Here is a 19,610-nt window from a genome sequence, read left to right as displayed (position 1 = left end):
CGTATCCTTCACCCGCGTCAAGGTGCGTCTGCTGCTTCCGGCTCGGTCGTGCCGACCAGCCGCCCGGCAGCATCGGGCAGAGGCGTTCCGTGCCTCATGCGAATCCCCACCCTGATCTACCTCGCCGACCACGTCGACCCCGGACGACCACCCAGCCCGCGAACGCTGGATCCCCCTCCCCGTTGATCACACCGGTGTCAGAATCAACCACCATGAGCGACTGGTTCCTGCAGGAGGAGTACGGAGTCCGATTCGAGTGGGGCCCCACCGGTGCCCAACAGTTGGCGCCTGACGCCGCCTGTCTAGTGGTGGTCGACGTGCTGTCGTTCACGACATCGGTGACCGTCGCAGTCGAGGCAGGAACCCAGGTCTTTCCCTGTGCCTGGCGTGACGAGACGGCGTCCGTCTTTGCCCGGAACAAGTCGGCGGCGCTGGCCGTGGGGCGGCGAGCCGCCACCTCGACCTCACCGTGGTCACTGTCTCCGGCAGCACTCCGGCATGCCCCGTTCACTCCCCGCCTCGTGCTGCCCTCACCCAACGGATCGGCCATCGCCGCGACGGCAGGCGATGCGACGGTGGTGGCGGGCTGTCTGCGTAACGCCACAGTTGTCGGACGATGGCTGGCCCGGTACGGCTATGGGACTGCGGAACGTCCCGTCATGGTGATCGCCGCTGGTGAGCGGTGGCCGGACGGAAGCCTGCGACCTGCGCTGGAGGACCTGCTGGGTGCCGGGGCGATCATCGCCGAACTGGAGTCGCGAGGCGTTGGCCCATTGTCCCCCGAGGCGGCTGCCGCACGGGCTTGCTTCACGCACACTCCCGACGTCACTGATGCCGTGGCTGCCTGCTCCTCGGGCATTGAACTGGCCCGCAGCGGGTTCGCCGACGACGTGGCCATCGCAACCGAGCTCAACGCCAGCGCGATCGTGCCCGTCCTCACCGACGGAGCCTTCAACCACAGCACCGACGGCACGGGGTCATAGCTGAACCTGTGAAGTTTCGGCAGCACCTCAGCAGCTTGGCGCCCTTGCGGTCCAAGGTGAGGTAGCCGAATTCGTCCAGGCACAAAAGATCGATCTCGCTGTAGCGGGCGATCGCCGAGGCGGCAGAAAGCACCCAGCTTGATGATCAACACTGGATAGGCTGTGTGCATGTCACGTGCACGCGCCACCCTCGTAACTGCCCTTGTCGGGATTGCCGCGCTCACCGCCTGCTCCTCCAGCAGCGACAAGCCGGCTCCCAGTTCCGGCATGCAGAAGGACGACGAGCCGGTCTCCGCTCCCGCCCTGAAGCCGATCACGAAGGAACTCACCCAGGCCCAGATCACGCAGGCCCTGCTCGGCGACGGCGAGACCCTTCCCAGTTGGTCCCTTCACGGCGACAAGTCGGTGACGGAAGGGCAGTACTGCAACGGCACGAAGGAGGCCGACTCCGCGCCGGCGGGCTGGGTCCGCGGCGGCGATTCCTCGTACGAGTACAACGGCTCCACGATCAACATGGCGTACATACATATCTGCCTGTTCACATCAGCCGACGCCGCCCACCGTCAGTACACGACGTGGAAGGGCACCGAGACAAGCAAGCAGCAGAACCCCAAAAAGCCGGTTGGCGACGAGAACACACTGGTCATCAACCCCGGATCCAGCGACGACTCCGTCTACGGGTACGTCCGCTCGGGCAACGTCAACATCCGGGTACGGATCGAGGGCGGCACCGCAGGCGACCCCTCGGGCACACAGGCCATGCTCGCCGCAACGCTCAAGCGCCTTCAGCAACTGCAGGACGGCAAAGCCGCCACCGTGACCGCCCCTGACGAACAGGACGCGGCCCGGCAGTAGCGGAAGCACCGGACGCCGGGGCGGGGCACCGGACGGAGCCTCCCGGAGGAGCGCTGGACGCAGGCACCTCCGCCCGCAGGGTCGCCGACGACGAGGTCTACGGCGACAACGCACCTACGTGTTGGCCGCCCCGTACGCACGGTTCACGAATCGGCTCAACCGCGCCTTGGAGCGAGTGGGGCTCGCGCCCACACCGAGCACCACTGTTCCGCCGCCAACCAGGTCGGTGATCAACCCTGTCCCACTTCGCGCAGTGCAGCAGGTGCCATCCCGCGGAGAACCCTTCGCTCCAAGGGGCCGCACCCATGAGCACCCGGCCCGCCGACCCGGGGGCGACCGGATACAGTGCGCGAGACGGCAGCACGGTCAGGGAGGGGAAGCGTGACCGACACCAGCAACGCCCGGCCCGCCGAGGGTGAAGCGCGAGCGCCGCGGCGGAGCCGGCTGCACCGCCTGATGCGCTACATCCCTCGGATCGCCCCCGTCCTGCTGTGGGCCGTACCCTGCTGGGTGCTCCTGCACACCGGCCAGCACTGGCCGCTGCCCGTCACGCTGGTCGGCACCGCCCTGTTCGCCCTCGGCCTCGTCGGTATGCCGCTCGCGATGGTACGCGGCCACGGCCGGCGCCAGCAGGACCGGGCGGCGATCATCGGTGACACCCTGCTGGGCACCAGCTGGGTCCTGTTCACCTGGTCCGTTCTGCTCGGCGTCCTCCTGCGGCTCGCCCTGACCGTGGCCGGCGTCGGCGAGAGTCAGGACCGCGCCCGGATCGTCACCTGGGCCGTACTCGGCATAACCGCCGTACTACTCGCCTGGGGGTACGCCGAAGCCCGCCGCGTGCCACGCGTGCGCCGACTCGACGTGCAACTCCCGCGACTGGGTGCCGGGTTGGACGGCCTCCGTGTCGTCCTCATCACCGACACCCACTACGGTCCCCTTGATCGCACTCGCTGGTCGGCGCGGGTCTGCGAGACGGTGAACACCCTGGAAGCCGACCTGGTCTGCCACACCGGCGACATCGCGGACGGCACGGCCGAGCGCCGCCGCGCCCAGGCCGTCCCACTCGGTACCGTGCAGGCCAGCCGGGCCCGTGTGTACGTCACCGGCAACCACGAGTACTACAGCGAGGCCCAGGGCTGGGTCGACCTGATGGGCGAGCTGGGCTGGGAGCCGCTGCGCAACCGCCATCTGCTGCTCGAACGCGGCGGCGACACCCTCGTCGTCGCCGGCGTGGACGACGTCACCGCCGAGTCCTCCGGCCTGGCAGGCCACCGCGCCCACCTCGCCGGAGCCTTGGACGGCGCCGACCCCGACCTACCCGTCCTGCTCCTGGCACACCAGCCCAAGTTCGTCGACCGGGCGGCAGCCGACGGCATCGACCTCCAGCTCTCCGGCCACACCCACGGCGGCCAGATCTGGCCCTTCCACCACCTGGTCCGCATCGACCAGCCCGCCCTCGCCGGCCTCAGCCACCACGGCACCCGCACCCTCCTCTACACCAGCCGCGGCACCGGCTTCTGGGGCCCACCGTTCCGCGTCTTCGCCCCCAGCGAGATCACCCTGCTCGTGCTCCGCTCCCCGCACCTGCCCACCTCGCCGTAGCACTGGGCGGGCCAACACATCCCCTTGGAGCAGTCCACGAGGCGGGGTGCGGCGCCGACAGATGACCAGGCCCGTCTCGCCGCGGACAAGATCCGGACCATTCCCGGGCCGACGGCTCCAACGAGCCATGCGTGACCACGCTTTACGCAGCTCAGCGACGCGTGACGCCTGTACCACCAGCAGACGAAGAACCTCCTGGTGTCGTACTCCCCGAAGAAGCTCGGCTTCTTCTAGAAGCCGAAAAGGGCGCCTGACCAGGGCAGATGCCCGTTAGGCGCCCTTCTCGGCGCACGCCAGCTCCAAGGTCGCCGCCCTGGTCATCACGTCGGTCAGGATCTCGTTCTGAGAGAGCAGGGACCGCAAGCCATCAAGTTGTTCAACGAGGGGGAGTCGACCAAACATCCGTACTCCCTATCACGAACATTCCCTCTCGCAAGGTCCGTTGGCCGCAAGCAGGCATCCCAGCCCGAGAGGCGAGAGAGGTCAGGACTACGCGCTCCGGAACGCGAGATACCGGCTGAAGGCTTCGTGGCTGTCGGGGGTGAAGCGCCACTCCAACAGGGCCGAGCCGAGCTCCGGCTCGGTCAGCCAGCCATGCCAGGCGACCTCATCGGGATCGGGGACCACGGCGTCCGGCACCACGGCTTCGTGCATGCCGAGCCAGTGAGGGCTCAAACCGCTGCGGTTGATGAACGTGAACAGCAGGCGCGGCAGCGCACGAATACCCAGCTCTTCGGCCAGCTCCCGCGCGGCGGCCCGTTCATAGGACTCGCCGACATGTGCGGCGCCACCGACCACGACCTCATAGAGCCCGGGGAAGCGCGACACCTGCTCCGACCGTCGGTGGACGAGGATCCGGCCACGATCATCACGACACACCGTCACGGCGACGCGATGCAGCCAACCCTCCCGGATGGCCTCCCGACGGCTCACCACCCCCACCACACGATCTTGACCGTTGACACGCTCCACCAATTCATCCACGACGCACACCCTGGCAGAGCCCACCGACAACGCCGCTTCCCGGCAACCCGCGGAGGCCGACCCGGCATGAGAACTCGTGTTCGCCAAATGCCCTCCGATCGGCCGTGCCCTGACGGGACCAGATCCAGCGCGCTTTGAGAACTCCTAACAGAATGAGGCTGGGTCAACCTGGTTGTGCCTGAAGATCTGGTTCAGCACCCTGAGTCCTGACAGATGCTGGGCGGGCAGAGCAGAGGATGCATGGTGGAGCTGATCAGCCTCTCGGATGGCGACAACAGCTTCCGAGTGCGTGTGCTGGGGCGTCGGTCGCCGGGCGTGCTGCATCTTCACGACCAGCTCGACGCAGAGGTCCTCGTCACCAGCAGCTTTGTCAGCGGTCGACTGGCCATGTCTCTGTTCCCTTCCGACCTCAAGAACTGGTCCCGTGCTCTGGATCTGCTCGCGGCAGGTCAGGACATCTGCTGGAGGGACGATGGCCACAGCCCTGAGATCAGGATCCAGCCTCACAACGAAGAGCATGGGACTCCCGCTGTCCGTGTAGAGGATCTGGACAGTTCGTGCGTCTCCGTGTTCCTTCCTATGGGTCTCGACCAGGGGTGGATCGGCGAGCAGCGGAGGCTGCTTGAGCGGGTGCTGAAGGAGTGGCCGAGCGAGGTCTTGCAGTCCTCGCCGGGTGTCTACGAGTGGCGGCGCTGAACTGCCGCCAGGCGGCGCCAGCAGATGAGTGCGCATCCGAGGGTGAGGAAGGCTTCGTGGATGTCGTCGCGGATCTCCCAGCGGATCCGCAGGCGGCGGAACCAGTGCAGGTGGGCGAAGGTACGCTCCACGACCCAGCGTTGGGTGCCGAGTCCGGAGCCGTGCTCGGTGCCGCGGCGGGCGATCAGTGGCTTCACGCCGAGGTCCCGGACCAGGCGGCGGTACTTGTCGTGGTCGTAGCCGCGGTCGGCCAGCACCACGTCCGGACGACGCCGGGGCCGGCCACGCTTGCCCCGCACCGGCGGCACCGCTTGAAGCAGTGGGATCAGCTGGGTGACGTCGTTGCGGTTGCCGCCGGTCAGCGTGGCGGCGAGCGGGATGCCGGTGGCGTCGGTGATCACATGGTGCTTGCTGCCGTCCTGCCCCGGTCGACAGGGCTTCGTCCCGTCTTGGGGCCCCCTTTAACGCCCGGATGTGGGAGCCGTCGACCGCCGCCCGGGAGAAGTCCAGGACGTTCGCGCTGTGCAGCTGGGCGAGGAGGGCCTCGTGGAGCCGGGGCCACACCCCGGCCTCGGTCCACTCGGCCAGGCGCCGCCAGCAGGTCATGCCCGACCCGAAGCCGAGTTCCTGCGGCAGGTGTTCCCAGGCGATCCCGGTGTGCAGGACGAACAGGATGCGCTGGAACACCAGCCGGTCCGGATGCCGCTTGCGTCCCGGAGGCCGGGTCCTACGCTCCACCTTCGGCAACAGCGGCTCGATCACCGCCCACAACTCGTCATCGACTTCCCACGGCTTCGGCCGCGCCACCCCGCACCCCCCGGATCAACGGTTCCGGAGAGATCCAGCCACTTCAAAGATCATTTCGTTAGGAGTTCTAAGGGGGGCGGACAGGCCAGCAGCGCATGGTGCGATGTCTGAGGAGGAGAGGAGTCACGTGCTGGCGCCTCCGCCTTGGAGAAGATCCGCGATCCGCCATCACCGCATCGGTTGAGTCGCCGGCAAGGGGAATCGACTCCGCGGATGCCTCCAGAGCCCGCGCGGATCCGGCCGGACGCTGGGCGATCATCACTGCGCTGGGTTCCACAGCCCCTGCTGTTCGCAACCCCCCGAAGGAGTGAGTCGCCCTGATCGAACGAGTTTGAGAAGCGACCGCCCAGAGCTAACACGCCCCGCCCCCGGCATGAGAACTCGTGTTCACCAATTGCCCTCCGATCGGGCCGTGACGGGACCCACGACGTCGCCGTGACAGCGGAGGATGGCTCACTGGTCCGCGAGGAGGCGCAGGAGGTGGATGACCGTGCCAGCCGGCCCTCGCGTCCTGTGTCGGCCGATGTCCCTCGCTCTGTGCCATACAGGGCAGTGATGAGGGTATTCGGCTTCGCCCGCTACCGGGTCGTGGATCGGCTCCCTACATTGGCGGCGGTGCGCCGCCGGAGCCACGTCGCCCGAGGCGTGAGGGGCCGGCCGCCAGCAGCGCTCCGTCACGGCGGCTTCGTCCCTGCTCCCGTGACCTCACGCCGCACCGTACGTCTCAAGGAGGATCCATGCGCGAACTGCAGGCGCTGCTGCGTGAGTACGACCGTGCCCGCCGCTACACCGACGAGCTGTGGCGGGACCTGCCCCCGGACGAGGTGGTCTGGCGCCCGCGTGAGGACTTCAGCGCCATCGGCTGGCACCTGGGGCACCAGGCCCACGTCGCCCACTTCATGATCCGCAATCTCACCGCGGCCGAGCCCAGCCCCGACCCGGCCCTGGACGCCCTGATGGACTCCGCGTTGCCGGAACAGTTCCGTGGCGCCCTCCCCACAGTGCGACGGCTGACCGCCTTCAGGGAGACCGTCGCCGAACGGGTACACGCCCGGATCGGCGACATCGCGGCCGGGAAGGTCAGCGCCCCCACCCAGATGACCGTCGTCGCGACGCATCTGCTGACCGCTCTCATCAACCACGAGTACCAGCACGACCAGTGGATCTGCGAGGTCCGCACCGAGCACCTCGGGTACGCCCTGCCCACCGACCCGAACTCCGACCGTGTCCGCCGTATCGACGGCTATCTCGTCCTGCACCCCTGCGCGTGACGTGCGGAGGGCGACCGGCCCGGCCATGACCGGGTGTGACGTGAGGTGATGTCAGTTCTTCCCCGGTTCGGTACGGCGATCGCGGCGGCCGGACGCGCAGGAGCGCGGTGCTGTCTCCTGGCCCTGCTGTCGCTGCTCGTCGTGATGAGTGCGTGGGCGTGCGGGACACGTGCTCTCTCCGCAGACGCCCCTGCGGCGATGCGAGACGCCCGGCAGTCCTTCCCCACGGACAGCGCCGGCCGTATCCGACCGCATGCGGATCCAGGCCGAGCGGCCGGGCGTTCTCACGCGCTGCGTGCCGCCCGGACCTGACCCGGTCGCGGGCTGCTCACACGGCTGAAACGCCGCGCCGACCGCTGTCCACCACTCGCACTCCGGCGGTGCTCACCGCCGTGGCCCTGCCGGCATGCCGGCAGGGGCCGCGAGCACAACCCCGCTCGGCAAAGCCGTCCCGGCCCGGTTCCTGAACGCGGTGGGGCTGCCCCGCGCTCATGCTCGGCGCCCTTGAAATCCATTCAGCCGACCTACCAAGGAGTGCACGTACGTGAGCGCACCACAGGACATACGCACGAAGCCATGGCAGACACAGGCCCAGGTGCGCGCCGTGCAGAAGCGCACGGTCCGGGTCCTGGCCGCGGCACAGATCGTCGGCGGGGTCGGGGTGGGCGTATCGGTGTCGATCGGCTCGCTGCTGGCGGAAACGGTGGCCCAGAGTGAGACCTACGCGGGGCTGGCTCGCACGGCCACGACGGCGGGCGCCGCCGCGGTCGGTGTGCCACTCGCCCTTGTCGCACAGCGGCGCGGCCGCCGGACCTCCCTGAGCGCCGGGTGGCTCGTGGCCGCCGTCGGCGGGGCCCTGCTCATAGGATCGGCGGTGAGCCGGTCGATACCCCTGTTCACCGTGGGCATGCTGTTGTTCGGCGTCGGCAGCGCGACGAACCAGCAGAGCCGCTACGCGGCGGCCGACCTGGCCGCGCCGCACCGCCGGGCCCAGGCGCTGTCCGTCGTGGTGTGGTCCACGACCCTCGGTTCGGTGATCGGGCCCAACCTCGCCGGTCCTGGCGCCGCCGTGGCGTCGGTCCTTCACCTTCCCCGGCTGGCCGGGGCGTTCGTCCTGGCCACCGTCTGCATGGTCTTGGCATCGGTTCTGCTGTGGGGCTTCATGCGCCCCGATCCGCTCCTCCTGTCCCGCCAGTACCAGGATGCCGAGGAACGACCGCACAGCGGTACGGACATCCCGGCGGCAGGGACGGAGGGCGCGTCGCGGAAGAAGGAACCGCAGACCGGGACGCTGCGCGCGGGCCTGCGACATCTTCGCCGTGCCCCGCGCGCGGCCTTCGCCTTCGTGACCATCGTCGTGGCCCACACGGTCATGGCGGCGGTCATGACGATGACCCCCGTCAGCATGTCCGAGCACGGCACCGGTCTCACCGTCGTCGGCGTCACCATCAGCGGCCACCTCCTGGGCATGTACGCGTTCTCCCCGGTCGTCGGCTGGCTCTCCGACCGGATCGGCCACCTGTCGACCGTGGTGACCGGGCAGGCGGTCTTCCTCGTGTCCGCCGCGCTTTCCGGTATGGGCCACGACTCCGTCGGCATGATGATGACAGGGCTGTTCCTCCTGGGACTGGGCTGGTCGTTCAGCCTGGTGGCAGGCTCGGCCATGCTCAGCGACGCCACCCCGGCGGCACTGCGGCCCGGCGTGCAGGGCACCACGGACACCGCGATGAACGTCGTCGCCGCCGTGGGCGCCGGCCTGGCCGGGCCCCTCATGAGCTGGATCGGCTTCGGCGGGTTGAACGCCGTCGCCGGGGCCCTGGTCCTGCCCGTGCTCGCTTTCTGGGCCCTCCTCGTCCGCGCACGCTGAGGGCACGTGTACGCCGGCCACATCTCGATTCCCGCAAGCGGCAGAAACCGGGCGGACATTCCCGTGCCCGAGGTGGCGCCGGGCGCCAACGCGTGAAAGAGCGGCCGCACCGTACAGACCCGCATCGAGGAAACGGACCTCGAGCACTGCCCGGACTGCGGCTCGCTGCCCACGTCAGCCGAAGGTGGCGCCGGAGTCGTACGTCGCCGAGGACAGGACGGCGTGCGCCGCGCGCTCCCCGGAGAGCAGGGCGCCTTCTATGTGTCCGGCGTGGTCGGTGGCCGTCTCGGTCGAGGCCCAGTGCAGTCGGCCCTCGAGTGCAGGCCGCTGGTAGAGGGGGTGGCCGAAGAGGGAGTAGTCGGCGAGAGCGTGCACGGAACTCGGAGCCGTCCAGGACTCGCGGCTCCAGTCCCGCACGTGCAGGGCGTCGGGTGACGCGGCGGCGGGCCCGAAGCACGCACCGAGTTGGGCTGCCACCGCGGCTTCGAAACCCGGCCGGACCACACGGGCGTGGGCGAAACCGAACAGTGCCGCGGGACGGCCGTCGGCGCCGGACATGTCGTGGATCTCCTGAAGCGGTCCTGACCGGCTGAAGGCCGCGCCGGCGAGCCCTTGCTCCCGCCAGAAGGCGGAGGAGTAGTGGGCGACGACCTTGGCGACGGCACCCATCCACACCGCGGTGGAGCGGGCCAGGCGGACGAGGCGGTCGGGAAGCGCGTCACCGAAGTCGATGCGTTCCAGCGCCAGCGCGGGTGGGACGGCCAGGACGACCTGAGCGGCACGGAACGTCCGCTCCGGGGTGTGCACGTGCACCCCGTCCTCACCCGCGGGGCGGATCGCGGTGACGGGTGTGTCCAGCAGTACGGCGTCCGCGGGCAGGCTTGCCGCAAGTACCGAAGCCAGGTGCTGTGCCCCGCCGGCGAAACGGTAGGCCGGAACGTCGATCATGTTGCCCGGGTGACGGCGGGCTCCCGCCCCGTCCTGGAGGACGGCGTCTCCGGCCAGATACTGGGAGAAGACGCCGGCTCCGGTCCCGGCGGCCAGCGCGGCGACGCGCTTCTCCCCCGGCCAGAACCAGGTGGCCCCCAGATCCAGGACACCGCCGTCGACGGGCGTACTCAGCAGACGGCCGCCGACCCGCGTCCGCGCCTCCAGGCACAGGACACCGCGTCCGGCCCGGTGCAGCGCGGTCGCGGCAGCCAGCCCGGCCGCGCCGGCGCCGATCACCAGGACGTCATGACTGCCGCTGCGCGACATGGGCGGCTTCCCTTCGGGTTGGTGGGCGCCGGCGCCACGGGGCGCTGACGCCAGGCGGGGCTGCACGGCGGGGGCCAGGGGCAAGGCGGCGCGTCGGAATCGATCCGGTACGGTCCCTACACCTGGGCGGGGTCCAGCACGACACGGAACCGGGGCGCTGCGGACCGCAGGCGGGAGACGGCCTCGCCGGCCTCCCGCAGCGGCATCCGCTCGATCATGGGACGGACTCCGTTGGTGACGGCGAAGGCCATGGCCTCCTCCGTGTCCCGTGCGCTCCCGGTCAGGTGCCCGGTCACACTCAGCCCCTGACTCACCAGTCGGCCCACCGGAAGACACAGAGAGCCGTCGTCCACGCCCACCAGGGTGAGCCGGCCGTGCGCCCGCAGCCCGGTGGCCAGTTCGTCCAGCGCCTCCGTAGAGGAAGCGGTGCACACGACGTGGTCCGCGCCGCCCAGATCCGCGAGGGCCGCTCCGGGAGCCCTGCGCGTGCTGTCGATGTAGTGCCGGGCTCCCAGACCGCGCGCGAGCTCTTCGCGGTCGGCACCGCGGGCGATGGCGACCGTCTCGTAGCCCAGCCGCGCCGCGAACTGCACGGCGAGATGTCCCAGCCCGCCCAGCCCGAAGACGGCCACCCGGCCGCCGGTCCGCGTACCGGCCTTGCGTACGGCGTTGAAACAGGTCACGCCCGCGCAGCCGAAGACCGCCGCGTCGAAGGGATCCAGGCCGTCGGGGATCCGAGCCAACGCGTCGGCCGGCACGGTGATGCTCTGCGCCCAGCCGCCGGGATAGGACAGTCCCGGCACCTTTCGCTCGGGGCAGTGCACGACGTCGCCGTCGCGGCAGAAGGCGCAGTGCCCGCAGCTGCCGCCGAACCAGCCGACGGCCACCCGCTCGCCTACCGTCCAGCCCCGCACCCGGTCACCGACCTCGGCGATGATCCCGGCGACCTCGTGTCCGGGCGTCACCGGGGCACCCGGGGTGCGCCTTCGTGGCCCTGGCCGTGCCGATGTCGGCGTGGCACACGCCACTGGCCAGGACGGACACCCTGACCTGAGGTCCCTCCGGCGGGACGGTGGCGGCGACGGACGGAACCAACGGTCCGTCCGGCTCGGTCACGACCATGGTGACAGCGGAGTCCGGCACGGTGCACTTCCTACGTGAACGGCGGCGAGTGTTATAAGGGTGGGTGATGAGGAGGTCACCTGGCGGCTCACGGTAGACACCGGTGAGCCGAGGAGGTAGGTGACATCAACGAATGGGGCGATAAGCCATGGCTATGACCGAACGACTGAACGCCGAGGGGCTCCGCTACGCGCAGGCGGTCGCCGAGACGCGCTCGTTCAGCGCCGCGGCGCGGGCTTACGGCGTCACTCAGCCGGCCCTGTCCAACGGGATCGCGAAACTGGAGAAGCGGCTCGGGGAGAGGCTCTTCGACCGGTCGCCGCGCGGTGTGACCCAGACCGCGTTCGGCACCCGCATCCTCCCCCTCATCGAGCGTGCCGTGGCCGCACTCGACGCCGTCGCCGCGGAGGCCAGACGGCTGACCGAACCGGGCGATCAGAAGATCCGCACGGGTGTCTCGCCGCTCATCGGCCCGCATCTGGTGGCCCGCGCGTTCAGCGCTGTCCGTGAGCTGCCCACACCTCGCGACCTGGTGCTGCGCGAGGCGAACATGCAGGACCTGCGTGACGGCCTGCGGGCCGGGCAACTCGACATCATCCTCATCCCGGCCGTCACGGCGATGCCGCGCTTCGAGCACCGGGTCATCGATGTCGAACCCATCGTCGTCGTCGGCCCCACCGCCGAGGACGACGCCTGCCTGGAGCTCGCCGAAGCCGGGGACGAACAGTTCATCCTCGTGCCGGACGCGTGCGGACTGACGACGTTCACCACCCAGCTCTTCCACGCACACGAAGTGCCGCTGCGTACCTATCCCGGGGAAGCAGCCAGCTACCGCGTACTGGAGGAATGGGCCGGTCTCGGGCTCGGCTCGGCGATGATCCCCCAGTCCAGGCTCACCTCCCCGGACGTCCCTCATCGCCCTCTGCTGAACGAGGGCCGAGAAGTGCAGATCTCCTTCGAGGCCGTGTGGAACCCGGACTCCGCGCTGCGCACGGACCTCACCCTCCTTGCGCAGGCACTCGGCGCGTCCCGTCAGCCATACGCATCACTTATGCCGTGATTCAGTGGCCGCCCCTACCGGATCTTATGGAACGTGCCTAACTTCGGGGTTGTGCTGCGAAAGTTCCGCAGCACAACCGACGAGCGAGAAGGGCAGCCATAGCCATGGCTTATCTTGAGATCACGCTGCAGGTGGACCAGGCCAACCGTCCCGCGGCGGCCGCCGTCTACGAGAAGTACCAGCAGCCGTTCCTGGACACCGTCGCCGGCGCCACCAGCAAGGAACTCCTGCTCCGGGACGAGGACGTCCAGGTGCTCCACGGCTTCCGGTCCGTGGCGGACGCCACCGCCTACCTGGGCAGCGAGTTGTTCACCCAGGACGTCGTGGGTGAACTCGCACCGCTGTTGCAGACGGAACCCGACGTGCGCGTGTACGACACCGTCTGACGTCCCGGACACCGGCGAACTGATTCCCAGCGAAGGAACGCAGCATGAGTGATGTACGTGTAACCCCGTGGCAGGACGGCGTTTTCCCTTCCCCCCCGCCTGAACTGCTCGCGGGCATGCGAGGTCGTCGACCCAACGGCGAGTTGATCGGAATCGACCGGGTACTGCTGAGAAGCTTCCCGCTCGCAACAGGTTGGAACGGGCTACTGGGCCGAGTCCGCGCCGACTTCGGCCTGAAGCTGGAGTACCGCGAACTGATCATGCTGCGAGTGGCCGTGCTGAACGAGGCAGGCTTCGAATGGGGCGTGCATCACCCGGCATACCTGCAGGCCGGTGGCACAGAGGAGAAGTGCGAAGCTCTGCAGGAGCCCAGCGGAGACAGCGGAGTCTTCACCGAAGAAGAGCGCGCCCTCATCACGCTCACCGACCAGTCCACGAAGCACGTCGAAGTAGACGCCGAAGTCATCGAAGAACTCAAGCGTCTCTTCGGTGAGACCGAAACGGTGGAGGCGGTCGCCACGGTCGCCGCCTACAACATGGTCTCTCGCTTCCTGGTGGCACTGGCCGTCTGAAGCTCCAGACGGCTGACCCTGCAGCCAGGCGACGACACGCGGCCGGCCGGTCGGATCGCGCGCGGTCACGGCCGCGTGGGCGCGGAAGACACGGGGTGGGTGCGGGGCCGGATGTCTGCGGCGCACGCGGGCTGGGGCCGCACGTCCGTGGCCGAACGCTCCGGCATCCGCCTCAGGCACGGCTCGCTGGAAACACCGAGGGCACGTCAGTTGCGGAGCCAGGCGAGGGCAGCCACCGTCATGGCGCTGACGCCGGTGTCCAGGGTCGGTTGGACGACGGGGGCGAAGGCGGGGCTGTGGTTGACCGGGACGTCCTGGGCGATGGTGCCCTTCTTGGCCGCCTCGGCGTACAGCTCGGCGTCGATGCCGCCGATGCCCCAATAGGTGAACGGCGCGCCGAACGCCTTGGGGATCTCGCTCATGTCCTCGCTGGCGGTCTGCAGGTCGATGGTGTGCGCGTCGTCGCCGAAGTGGGCGGCGAACGCCTCGGCGACGCGCCGGGTCGCTTCCTTGTCGTTGATGGTGGGCGGAAAGGCGGCCGTTCGCTCGATCTCGGGCGCCTTCGGCGACCTGGACGCCTCGCTCTCGGTCCCGACGATGCGCTCGATTGCCTTGAGCACCTGGCGGCGCGTGGCGTCGTCGTAGGTGCGGACGTTGAGCTCGATGACGGCGCTGTCGGGGATGACGTTGGGGCCGGTGCCGGCGTGGATGCTGCCCACGGTGACGACGGCGGGGGTGGTGGCGGCGAGTTCCCGGGAGACGATGGTCTGCAGGCGCACGACGATCATGGCGGCCAGCACCACGGGGTCGACCGCGGCCTGGGGCATGGAGCCGTGCGCTCCTCGGCCGTGGACGGTGATGCGCAGGCTGTCCGCGGCCGACAGGAAGGATCCCGGGCGGGTGCCGACGTAGCCGGCCGGATAGGGCAGGACGTGCTGGGCGAGTACCACGTCGGGCCGGGGTGCCCTTGCCGTGAGACCGTCGTCGATCATGGCGCGGGCGCCGTCGCCGTTCTCCTCCGAGGGCTGGAAGAGCGCCACGAAGGTACCGCGCCAGGCGTTCTTGGCCTGAGTCATCAGCCGTGCGCAGCCGAGCAGAGCGGTCACGTGCACGTCGTGCCCGCAGGCGTGCATGACCGGCTGCTCGGTGCCGTCCGGACCGGTCAGGGTCACGGTGGAGGCGTAGGGCAGACCGGTCTGCTCGCGTACCGGGAGGGCGTCCATGTCCGCGCGGGCCATGACGGTAGGTCCGTCGCCGTTGGCCGCAACGCCGATCACGCCCGTGCCGCCGACGCCCTCGGTGACCTCGTATCCGAGATCCCGCAGAGCGTCGGACGCCTTCTTCGCCGTGCGGTGCTCCCGCAGTCCGAGTTCGGGATGCCTGTGCAGATCCCGGTAGAGGTCCTCGAGATCGGGGCGGATACCGGCGAGGCCGGACAGCACTGCACGGTTTCGGTCGGTCACGACGTCTCCTTGCGCGGGTGGGACTGGTCCTCTTTCCCGTTTCGGGCATGGGTGCCGGTGCCGTACCGCAGTGCCGCGGCCGTCCTCGAACGGGGCTGCCAGTCCAGGCTGTTGGGCAGGTTCCAGCCGAACCGCACGGCGGTGAGCCGCAGGGCCAGGGCCAGGGTGATGCCCAGGCCGGCGCCGATCGCCGGCACGCCGAGGTACACACAGAGCACCGTGACTCCGGCGACCGCGACGGCGACGGTGGCGTACAGACCGTTGCCCCCGAAGACAGCCGGCACCCTGCCGAGGACGACATCGCGCAGGGCTCCGCCGCCGACGGCGGTCACGGTGCCCAGGAGCACGGCCGGAAGCCATCCCAGCCCCACGGCGAGCGTCTTGTTGACCCCGGTGACCGCCCAGAATCCGAGGACGGCGGCGTCGAGGGCGGTGAAGAGCCGGGTCCAGGACGCCTCGCTGAGCTTGATGAGAAAGACCACCACGGAACCGGCGATGGCGGTCGGCAGGTAGGCGTAGTCGGTCAGCGCGACCGGTGTGCCGTGCTGCAGCAGCACGTCCCTGATCATGCCTCCGCCCAGACCGGAGATGATGCCCACCACCAGGAACCCGAACAGGTCCAGGCCGGCCGTGCGGGCCACGGCGCCCCCCAGCAGCGCGCACGAGAAGACACCGGCGAGGTCGAAATAGCGCGTCACAACCGCGATTCCGGCGGGGATCAGGGAGGCCGACATCACACACACGGTGGACACGATGACGAGCCTAGTGACTCGGCGCCTCCACGGCACCCGCAGACGGCCACGGACAGTGACGTTCCGCGACGACACGCGGCCGGCAGGTCGGATCGCGCGCGGCCACGGCCGCGTGCGCGCGGAAGACACGGGGTGGGTGCAGGGCCGGATGTCTGCGGCGCACGCGGGCCGGGGCGGGGCGGGGCAGGCCGCCGGGGTACGGCGGTCCCCCGGGTCGCGCCGGCCTCGTCAGGAGCCGCTGCGCCGGTCGCCGTCTCCGGTGCGCGCAGAGTCCGGTCGCGTCACGTCCGGCGCCGTGACCGCCGTGAACGGCAACACCAGCCGGGAGGGGTGCGCGGCGTCGCGGTAGATCTTGTGGGTGACGGGGCGGCCCACCGGCAGGTGGAAGGCGTCCGGCGGCAGCAGCGCGTTGTGCGCGTCGGCCAGGGGCTCGTCGTTCGACAGCTCCACGACCAGCTTGTGGCCCGTCAGGAACGTCGCCGCGAACGGGTAGACGCGCAGCACGTACTCCTCGATCTTCCCCGGCTCGACCGGCACCGCGCGGGTGTGCGGGTGGTAGGGGTCGCCCTCGGTGGTGCGCCCCTGGTCGAGCTCGCGGTGCGAGGCCTTGAGGTAGGCGGTCGTGACGAGCTGTCGCTTGCCGCCCGGGGCCTCGTCCCACATGCGCAGGATGAAGTTGGTGTCGGGCTGGTCGATCTCCGCGAAGAGGTGCGCCGCGCCCTGGCCGATCATCTCGGTGGGCTCGGTGAACGGCTCCGTGCTCCAGCTGAGCATCTCCACCTTGTCGGTGACCGTGAGCGGCGCCTGGTAGAAGCCGTCGGGGACGGCGTGCTCGGCGCCCATGGGCTCGGGCTCGAAGGAGAGCTTGTGCCGCGGGCGGAGGTAGAGCGGCTTGTGCTCCACGTCCTTCGGCGGCCACTGGGCCCCCGTGACGTACTGGCGTGAGCCCTCGACGTGCACGGTGACGGCGGGCTCGTCCATGATCCCGTTGTCGATGCCCTTGATCCAGTAGTCGTACCAGCGGAACATCTTGTCGTGCTCTTCGACGAAGGGGCGCGACTGCATGGGCGGGTACGGGCCGATGTCCAGCTTCTTGGGGCCCTTGAGGCGGTTGAAGACCTCGATGGTGCCGTCCATCGTCCAGCCGCGGCCCTGGTCGATCTGGAGCCAGACCGGGATGTCGATGTTCGGCGCCAGGGTGACGGGATTGCGCTCCTCGTACCACTCGCCGTCGACCTCGTTCATCACGATGTCGAACCAGGCCTCGTGGTTCTTCGGATAGTTCAGCACGTGGACCAGGTTGGGCCAGGCGGCCACGTCCGGGTCCTGCAGGCGCTCGGCGACCCGCTTCCTGATCTCTTCGGGCGAGCAGGTCTCGAGCATGCGGGACTTGACGCCGTCGGTGAAGGCCCAGCCGGAGTCGCCACCGCGCCCCTCACGGGCGGCGCGCGGCATGAACCACATGACGCCGCCGTGGTAGGTGGTCTCGTAGAAGTCGTAGTGACCGCCGCTGACGAAGATCGCCTTGAGGCTCGGCGGCCGCTCGGCTGCCGCCAGCACCTGCATCGAGCCGAAGTAGGAGATGCCGATCATGCCGACGTTGCCGTCGCACCACGGTTGCGCGGCGACCCACTCGATGAAGTCGTACGCGTCCTGGCCGAGCGAGACGCCACCGGCGTTGTAGTTGCCGATGTGCTCGCCCTCGGAGGCGCCGGAGCCGCGCAGGTCGCCGATGACGTGGACGTAGCCCTCCTGGACGACGCGCGCGATGTCGCCGGCCTCGATGCAGCCGTCCCACATGGGGCTCGGCCGACGCTGCGGCGGGGTCGTCAGGGCCAGGGCCTGGAGCTCCTTGCCGTACGGGCTCAGGGCCACCAGCGCGGGCCGCGGTGTGTCGTCCACACCGCTGTACGCGTCGGCCACCAGCGTGACACCGTCGCGCATCGGCACCTGGAGATCCTTGCGGACGGCGATCGTCCGCTCGCCCGCGCGGATCGTGTGAAGGTCAGTCATGGGTGTGAAGCTCCTGTGTTACGCGTTCTGTTCGAGGTGCGTGCGGTAGCCGGCCATGGAGGTGAAGAACGGCGACGGCTCGAGCGCGGGGTCCCCGGTGTAGCCGAGCTCCCCGGCGGCACGGGCGAACGGCGAGTACGGCGAATCCGTCTCCCGCAGCCCCGCCTCCAGGCATCCGCAGGCGGCCGCGGCGACACGGGCCTCGATGTCCAGGCTCTGGGTGATGGCCTCCTGGGCCTGCGCCTCGTCGAGCTCGACGCCGTACGGTGTGCCGTCGACGCGGCGGTAGGGGTGCCCCAGGTAGAGGTGCCGCGGGCGGATCTCGTCCCGCAGGTACTCCAGGCCGGCGCGGTAGGCGACCGGGTCCGTGTAGCCGGGGAAGCCGTTGGCCGCCCCGTGGACCTGGACGGCGTCCCCGGTGAACACCGAGCGCTGTCCGTCGACGACGTAGGCGACCGATCCGGGCGTGTGGCCCGGCAGGGAGTGCACCGACACGGTGACATCACCGCCGAGGGAGAGGGTCTCGCCGCCCGTGACGAGCAGGGAGGGCTCCATCTCGCCGGAGACGACGGCCTCCGTGGCGGCCGTCACCTTCGCCTCGCCTTCGGGGTCCTCCAGGTACCGGCCCCGTCCCGCGAGGTACTCCTCGACGTGGGCCCGGCGCGAGCGGAGCATCGGTGCGTCGGCCTCGTGGATGACCACCTGTGCGCGCCGGCCGGTGAGTTCCCACAGAGCGTGCGCTCCGCCGACGTGGTCGATGTGACCGTGGGTCAGCAGGATCCAGCGCACGTCCTCGATGCGGCGTCCGATCGCCTCGAGCGCGGGAGCCATCCCTTCGGCGGGCGACGAGGCGATGCCGGTGTCGACGATCGCCGGCTCGGGTGCGTCGATGAAGAAGCTGTAGAGACCGAACCGGCCCCAGGGCGAGACCAGGGGGTGGACGGTGACTGGGTGCGTCATGCTTTCCTCTTCCGCTCGTGCACGGGCCGGCCGGTCAGCTGCGGCCGAGGAAGTCGCGTGTCCGGGTGAAGACCGCGTGGTACTCCGGGATCCAGGAGAAGTGCTGGACGAACCCGTGGCCCGCTCCCTCGTACCGGCTCACCGTCGCTTCCACACCGGCTTCGCGCAGCCGTTCGCCGTACAGTTCGCCCTCGTCGCGCATCGGGTCGTGCTCGGCGGTGACGACGAGCGCGGGCGGCAGGCCGGTGAGGTCGGTCCGCCTGATCGGCGACACCAGCGGGTCCGCGGGGTCGGCGCCGCTGTCGAGGTAGAAGGCGTTGAAGGGCTTCAGACCCGCCGTCTCCAGGCCGTAGCCCACGGCGTTCTCCCGCAGCGACGGGTAGCGGTCGACGTCGAAGTCCAGGTCGAGCGAGGGGTAGTAGAGGATCTGGTGGGTGATCCGGTGGAATCCGTCGTCGTGCGCCCTGGCGGCGACCGCGGCGGCGAAGGTGCCACCGGAGCTGTCACCGGCGACGGCGAGGGTCTCGCCGTCCCAGGCCAGGCCCGTAGCCTCCTCGGCGACCCAGCGCACGACCGCGTAGCAGTCGTCGAGACCGGCCGGGAAGGCCGCCTCGGGTGCCAGGCGGTAGCCGACGGAGACGACCTTGAGTCCGGTCTCCTTGGCCAGCGAGCGGGCGACGTGGTCGTGGGTCTCCAGGCTGCCGAGGAAGAACGCGCCGCCGTGGAAGTAGACCAGCACGCCGTAGCTGTCGGACTCGACAGGGCTGTAGATCCGCACCGGTACCTCGCCGACGGACGTCTTCGCCGTCACGTCGTCGACCGCGTGGAGCGGCAGGCGCTCCGCCAGGGGGGCGACGTGCGCCTCGTCCGCGGCGCGCATGGCGACCGGGTCGAGCGGGCCCTCGGGCGGGGCGGGCAGGCTCGCGATGAATTCGGCGATCTCGGGATGCAGCGTCATGG

At 69.8% G+C, this 19,610-nt stretch carries 17 protein-coding genes and 1 pseudogene; 9 read left to right on the top strand and 9 right to left on the bottom strand.

All coding sequences use genetic code 11. The annotated features are described in order from the left end of the window. The first annotated feature begins 212 nt into the window (after nucleotides 1–212). The 3 genes from ACIHCX_RS15275 (at nucleotide 213) to ACIHCX_RS15265 (ending at nucleotide 3,440) form a co-directional block, all read left to right on the top strand. A complete protein-coding gene (locus ACIHCX_RS15275; protein WP_400029442.1) occupies nucleotides 213–983 on the top strand; it encodes a 2-phosphosulfolactate phosphatase in 771 nt (256 codons plus the stop codon). 168 nt (nucleotides 984–1,151) lie between these two features. Further along, on the top strand, nucleotides 1,152–1,838 hold the full coding sequence (locus ACIHCX_RS15270) for a hypothetical protein (protein ID WP_400029441.1): 687 nt from the start codon (nucleotides 1,152–1,154) through the stop codon (nucleotides 1,836–1,838). A 381-nt stretch (nucleotides 1,839–2,219) separates the two neighbouring features. After that, nucleotides 2,220–3,440 (top strand): metallophosphoesterase, encoded by a 1,221-nt coding sequence (locus ACIHCX_RS15265; protein ID WP_400029440.1) that lies wholly within the window; start codon nucleotides 2,220–2,222, stop codon nucleotides 3,438–3,440. Nucleotides 3,441–3,929: 489 nt separating this feature from the next. Here the strand turns inward: ACIHCX_RS15265 and ACIHCX_RS15260 are convergent, their stop codons facing one another. After that, nucleotides 3,930–4,424 (bottom strand): NUDIX hydrolase, encoded by a 495-nt coding sequence (locus tag ACIHCX_RS15260; protein ID WP_400029439.1) that lies wholly within the window; start codon nucleotides 4,422–4,424, stop codon nucleotides 3,930–3,932. Nucleotides 4,425–4,664: 240 nt separating this feature from the next. Between ACIHCX_RS15260 and ACIHCX_RS15255 the strand changes: the two genes are divergently transcribed. Beyond that, nucleotides 4,665–5,120 carry a DUF5959 family protein gene (locus ACIHCX_RS15255; protein WP_400029438.1) on the top strand — a complete coding sequence of 152 codons (456 nt, stop codon included), beginning with the start codon at nucleotides 4,665–4,667 and terminating at the stop codon, nucleotides 5,118–5,120. On the opposite strand, the pseudogene ACIHCX_RS15250 reads toward ACIHCX_RS15255, so the two are convergent. Further along, nucleotides 5,102–5,927: pseudogene (locus ACIHCX_RS15250) on the bottom strand (IS5 family transposase). The gene ACIHCX_RS15255 and the pseudogene ACIHCX_RS15250 sit on opposite strands and share 19 nt — an antisense overlap. Nucleotides 5,928–6,664: 737 nt before the next feature. Here ACIHCX_RS15250 and ACIHCX_RS15245 point away from each other — a divergent pair. Both ACIHCX_RS15245 and ACIHCX_RS15240 read left to right on the top strand, forming a co-directional pair. Beyond that, nucleotides 6,665–7,198, top strand: a complete 534-nt coding sequence (locus ACIHCX_RS15245) for a DinB family protein (RefSeq protein ID WP_400029437.1) — start codon at nucleotides 6,665–6,667, stop codon at nucleotides 7,196–7,198. Between the two features lie 544 nt (nucleotides 7,199–7,742). Beyond that, on the top strand, nucleotides 7,743–9,065 hold the full coding sequence (locus ACIHCX_RS15240) for an MFS transporter (RefSeq protein WP_400029436.1): 1,323 nt from the start codon (nucleotides 7,743–7,745) through the stop codon (nucleotides 9,063–9,065). A 174-nt stretch (nucleotides 9,066–9,239) separates the two neighbouring features. Here the strand turns inward: ACIHCX_RS15240 and ACIHCX_RS15235 are convergent, their stop codons facing one another. Next, on the bottom strand, nucleotides 9,240–10,322 hold the full coding sequence (locus tag ACIHCX_RS15235; RefSeq protein WP_400029435.1) for a flavin monoamine oxidase family protein: 1,083 nt from the start codon (nucleotides 10,320–10,322) through the stop codon (nucleotides 9,240–9,242). A gap of 116 nt (nucleotides 10,323–10,438) precedes the next feature. Beyond that, nucleotides 10,439–11,287 carry a zinc-binding dehydrogenase gene (locus ACIHCX_RS15230; RefSeq protein ID WP_400029434.1) on the bottom strand — a complete coding sequence of 283 codons (849 nt, stop codon included), beginning with the start codon at nucleotides 11,285–11,287 and terminating at the stop codon, nucleotides 10,439–10,441. 311 nt (nucleotides 11,288–11,598) lie between these two features. Between ACIHCX_RS15230 and ACIHCX_RS15225 the strand changes: the two genes are divergently transcribed. The 3 genes from ACIHCX_RS15225 to ACIHCX_RS15215 all read left to right on the top strand — a co-directional run bounded on the left by ACIHCX_RS15225 (nucleotide 11,599) and on the right by ACIHCX_RS15215 (nucleotide 13,462). Next, on the top strand, nucleotides 11,599–12,504 hold the full coding sequence (locus ACIHCX_RS15225; protein ID WP_400029433.1) for a LysR family transcriptional regulator: 906 nt from the start codon (nucleotides 11,599–11,601) through the stop codon (nucleotides 12,502–12,504). A gap of 104 nt (nucleotides 12,505–12,608) precedes the next feature. Then, nucleotides 12,609–12,890, top strand: a complete 282-nt coding sequence (locus ACIHCX_RS15220; protein ID WP_400029432.1) for a hypothetical protein — start codon at nucleotides 12,609–12,611, stop codon at nucleotides 12,888–12,890. A gap of 44 nt (nucleotides 12,891–12,934) precedes the next feature. Further along, on the top strand, nucleotides 12,935–13,462 hold the full coding sequence (locus ACIHCX_RS15215) for a carboxymuconolactone decarboxylase family protein (RefSeq protein WP_400029431.1): 528 nt from the start codon (nucleotides 12,935–12,937) through the stop codon (nucleotides 13,460–13,462). A 206-nt stretch (nucleotides 13,463–13,668) separates the two neighbouring features. Here ACIHCX_RS15215 and ACIHCX_RS15210 read toward each other — a convergent pair whose 3' ends face one another. The 5 genes from ACIHCX_RS15210 to ACIHCX_RS15190 form a co-directional block, all read right to left on the bottom strand. Further along, on the bottom strand, nucleotides 13,669–14,925 hold the full coding sequence (locus ACIHCX_RS15210; protein ID WP_400029430.1) for a M20 family metallopeptidase: 1,257 nt from the start codon (nucleotides 14,923–14,925) through the stop codon (nucleotides 13,669–13,671). Further along, a complete protein-coding gene (locus tag ACIHCX_RS15205) occupies nucleotides 14,922–15,677 on the bottom strand; it encodes a trimeric intracellular cation channel family protein (RefSeq protein WP_400029429.1) in 756 nt (251 codons plus the stop codon). The genes ACIHCX_RS15210 and ACIHCX_RS15205 overlap by 4 nt, the downstream gene beginning before the upstream one ends. A gap of 228 nt (nucleotides 15,678–15,905) precedes the next feature. Further along, a complete protein-coding gene (locus ACIHCX_RS15200) occupies nucleotides 15,906–17,690 on the bottom strand; it encodes a CocE/NonD family hydrolase (protein WP_400029428.1) in 1,785 nt (594 codons plus the stop codon). An 18-nt stretch (nucleotides 17,691–17,708) separates the two neighbouring features. Then, nucleotides 17,709–18,650: an MBL fold metallo-hydrolase gene (locus ACIHCX_RS15195; protein ID WP_400029427.1), complete on the bottom strand. Its 942-nt coding sequence runs from the start codon at nucleotides 18,648–18,650 to the stop codon at nucleotides 17,709–17,711. Between the two features lie 34 nt (nucleotides 18,651–18,684). Further along, nucleotides 18,685–19,608, bottom strand: a complete 924-nt coding sequence (locus ACIHCX_RS15190) for an alpha/beta hydrolase (RefSeq protein WP_400029426.1) — start codon at nucleotides 19,606–19,608, stop codon at nucleotides 18,685–18,687. Nucleotides 19,609–19,610 lie beyond the last annotated feature (2 nt).

The organism is Streptomyces sp. NPDC052043, assembly GCF_044548235.1.
In the GTDB taxonomy this organism is placed as follows: domain Bacteria; phylum Actinomycetota; class Actinomycetes; order Streptomycetales; family Streptomycetaceae; genus Streptomyces.
The sequence above is the reverse complement of the archived record's forward strand: the minus strand, read 5'-3'. Positions and strand labels throughout refer to the sequence as shown.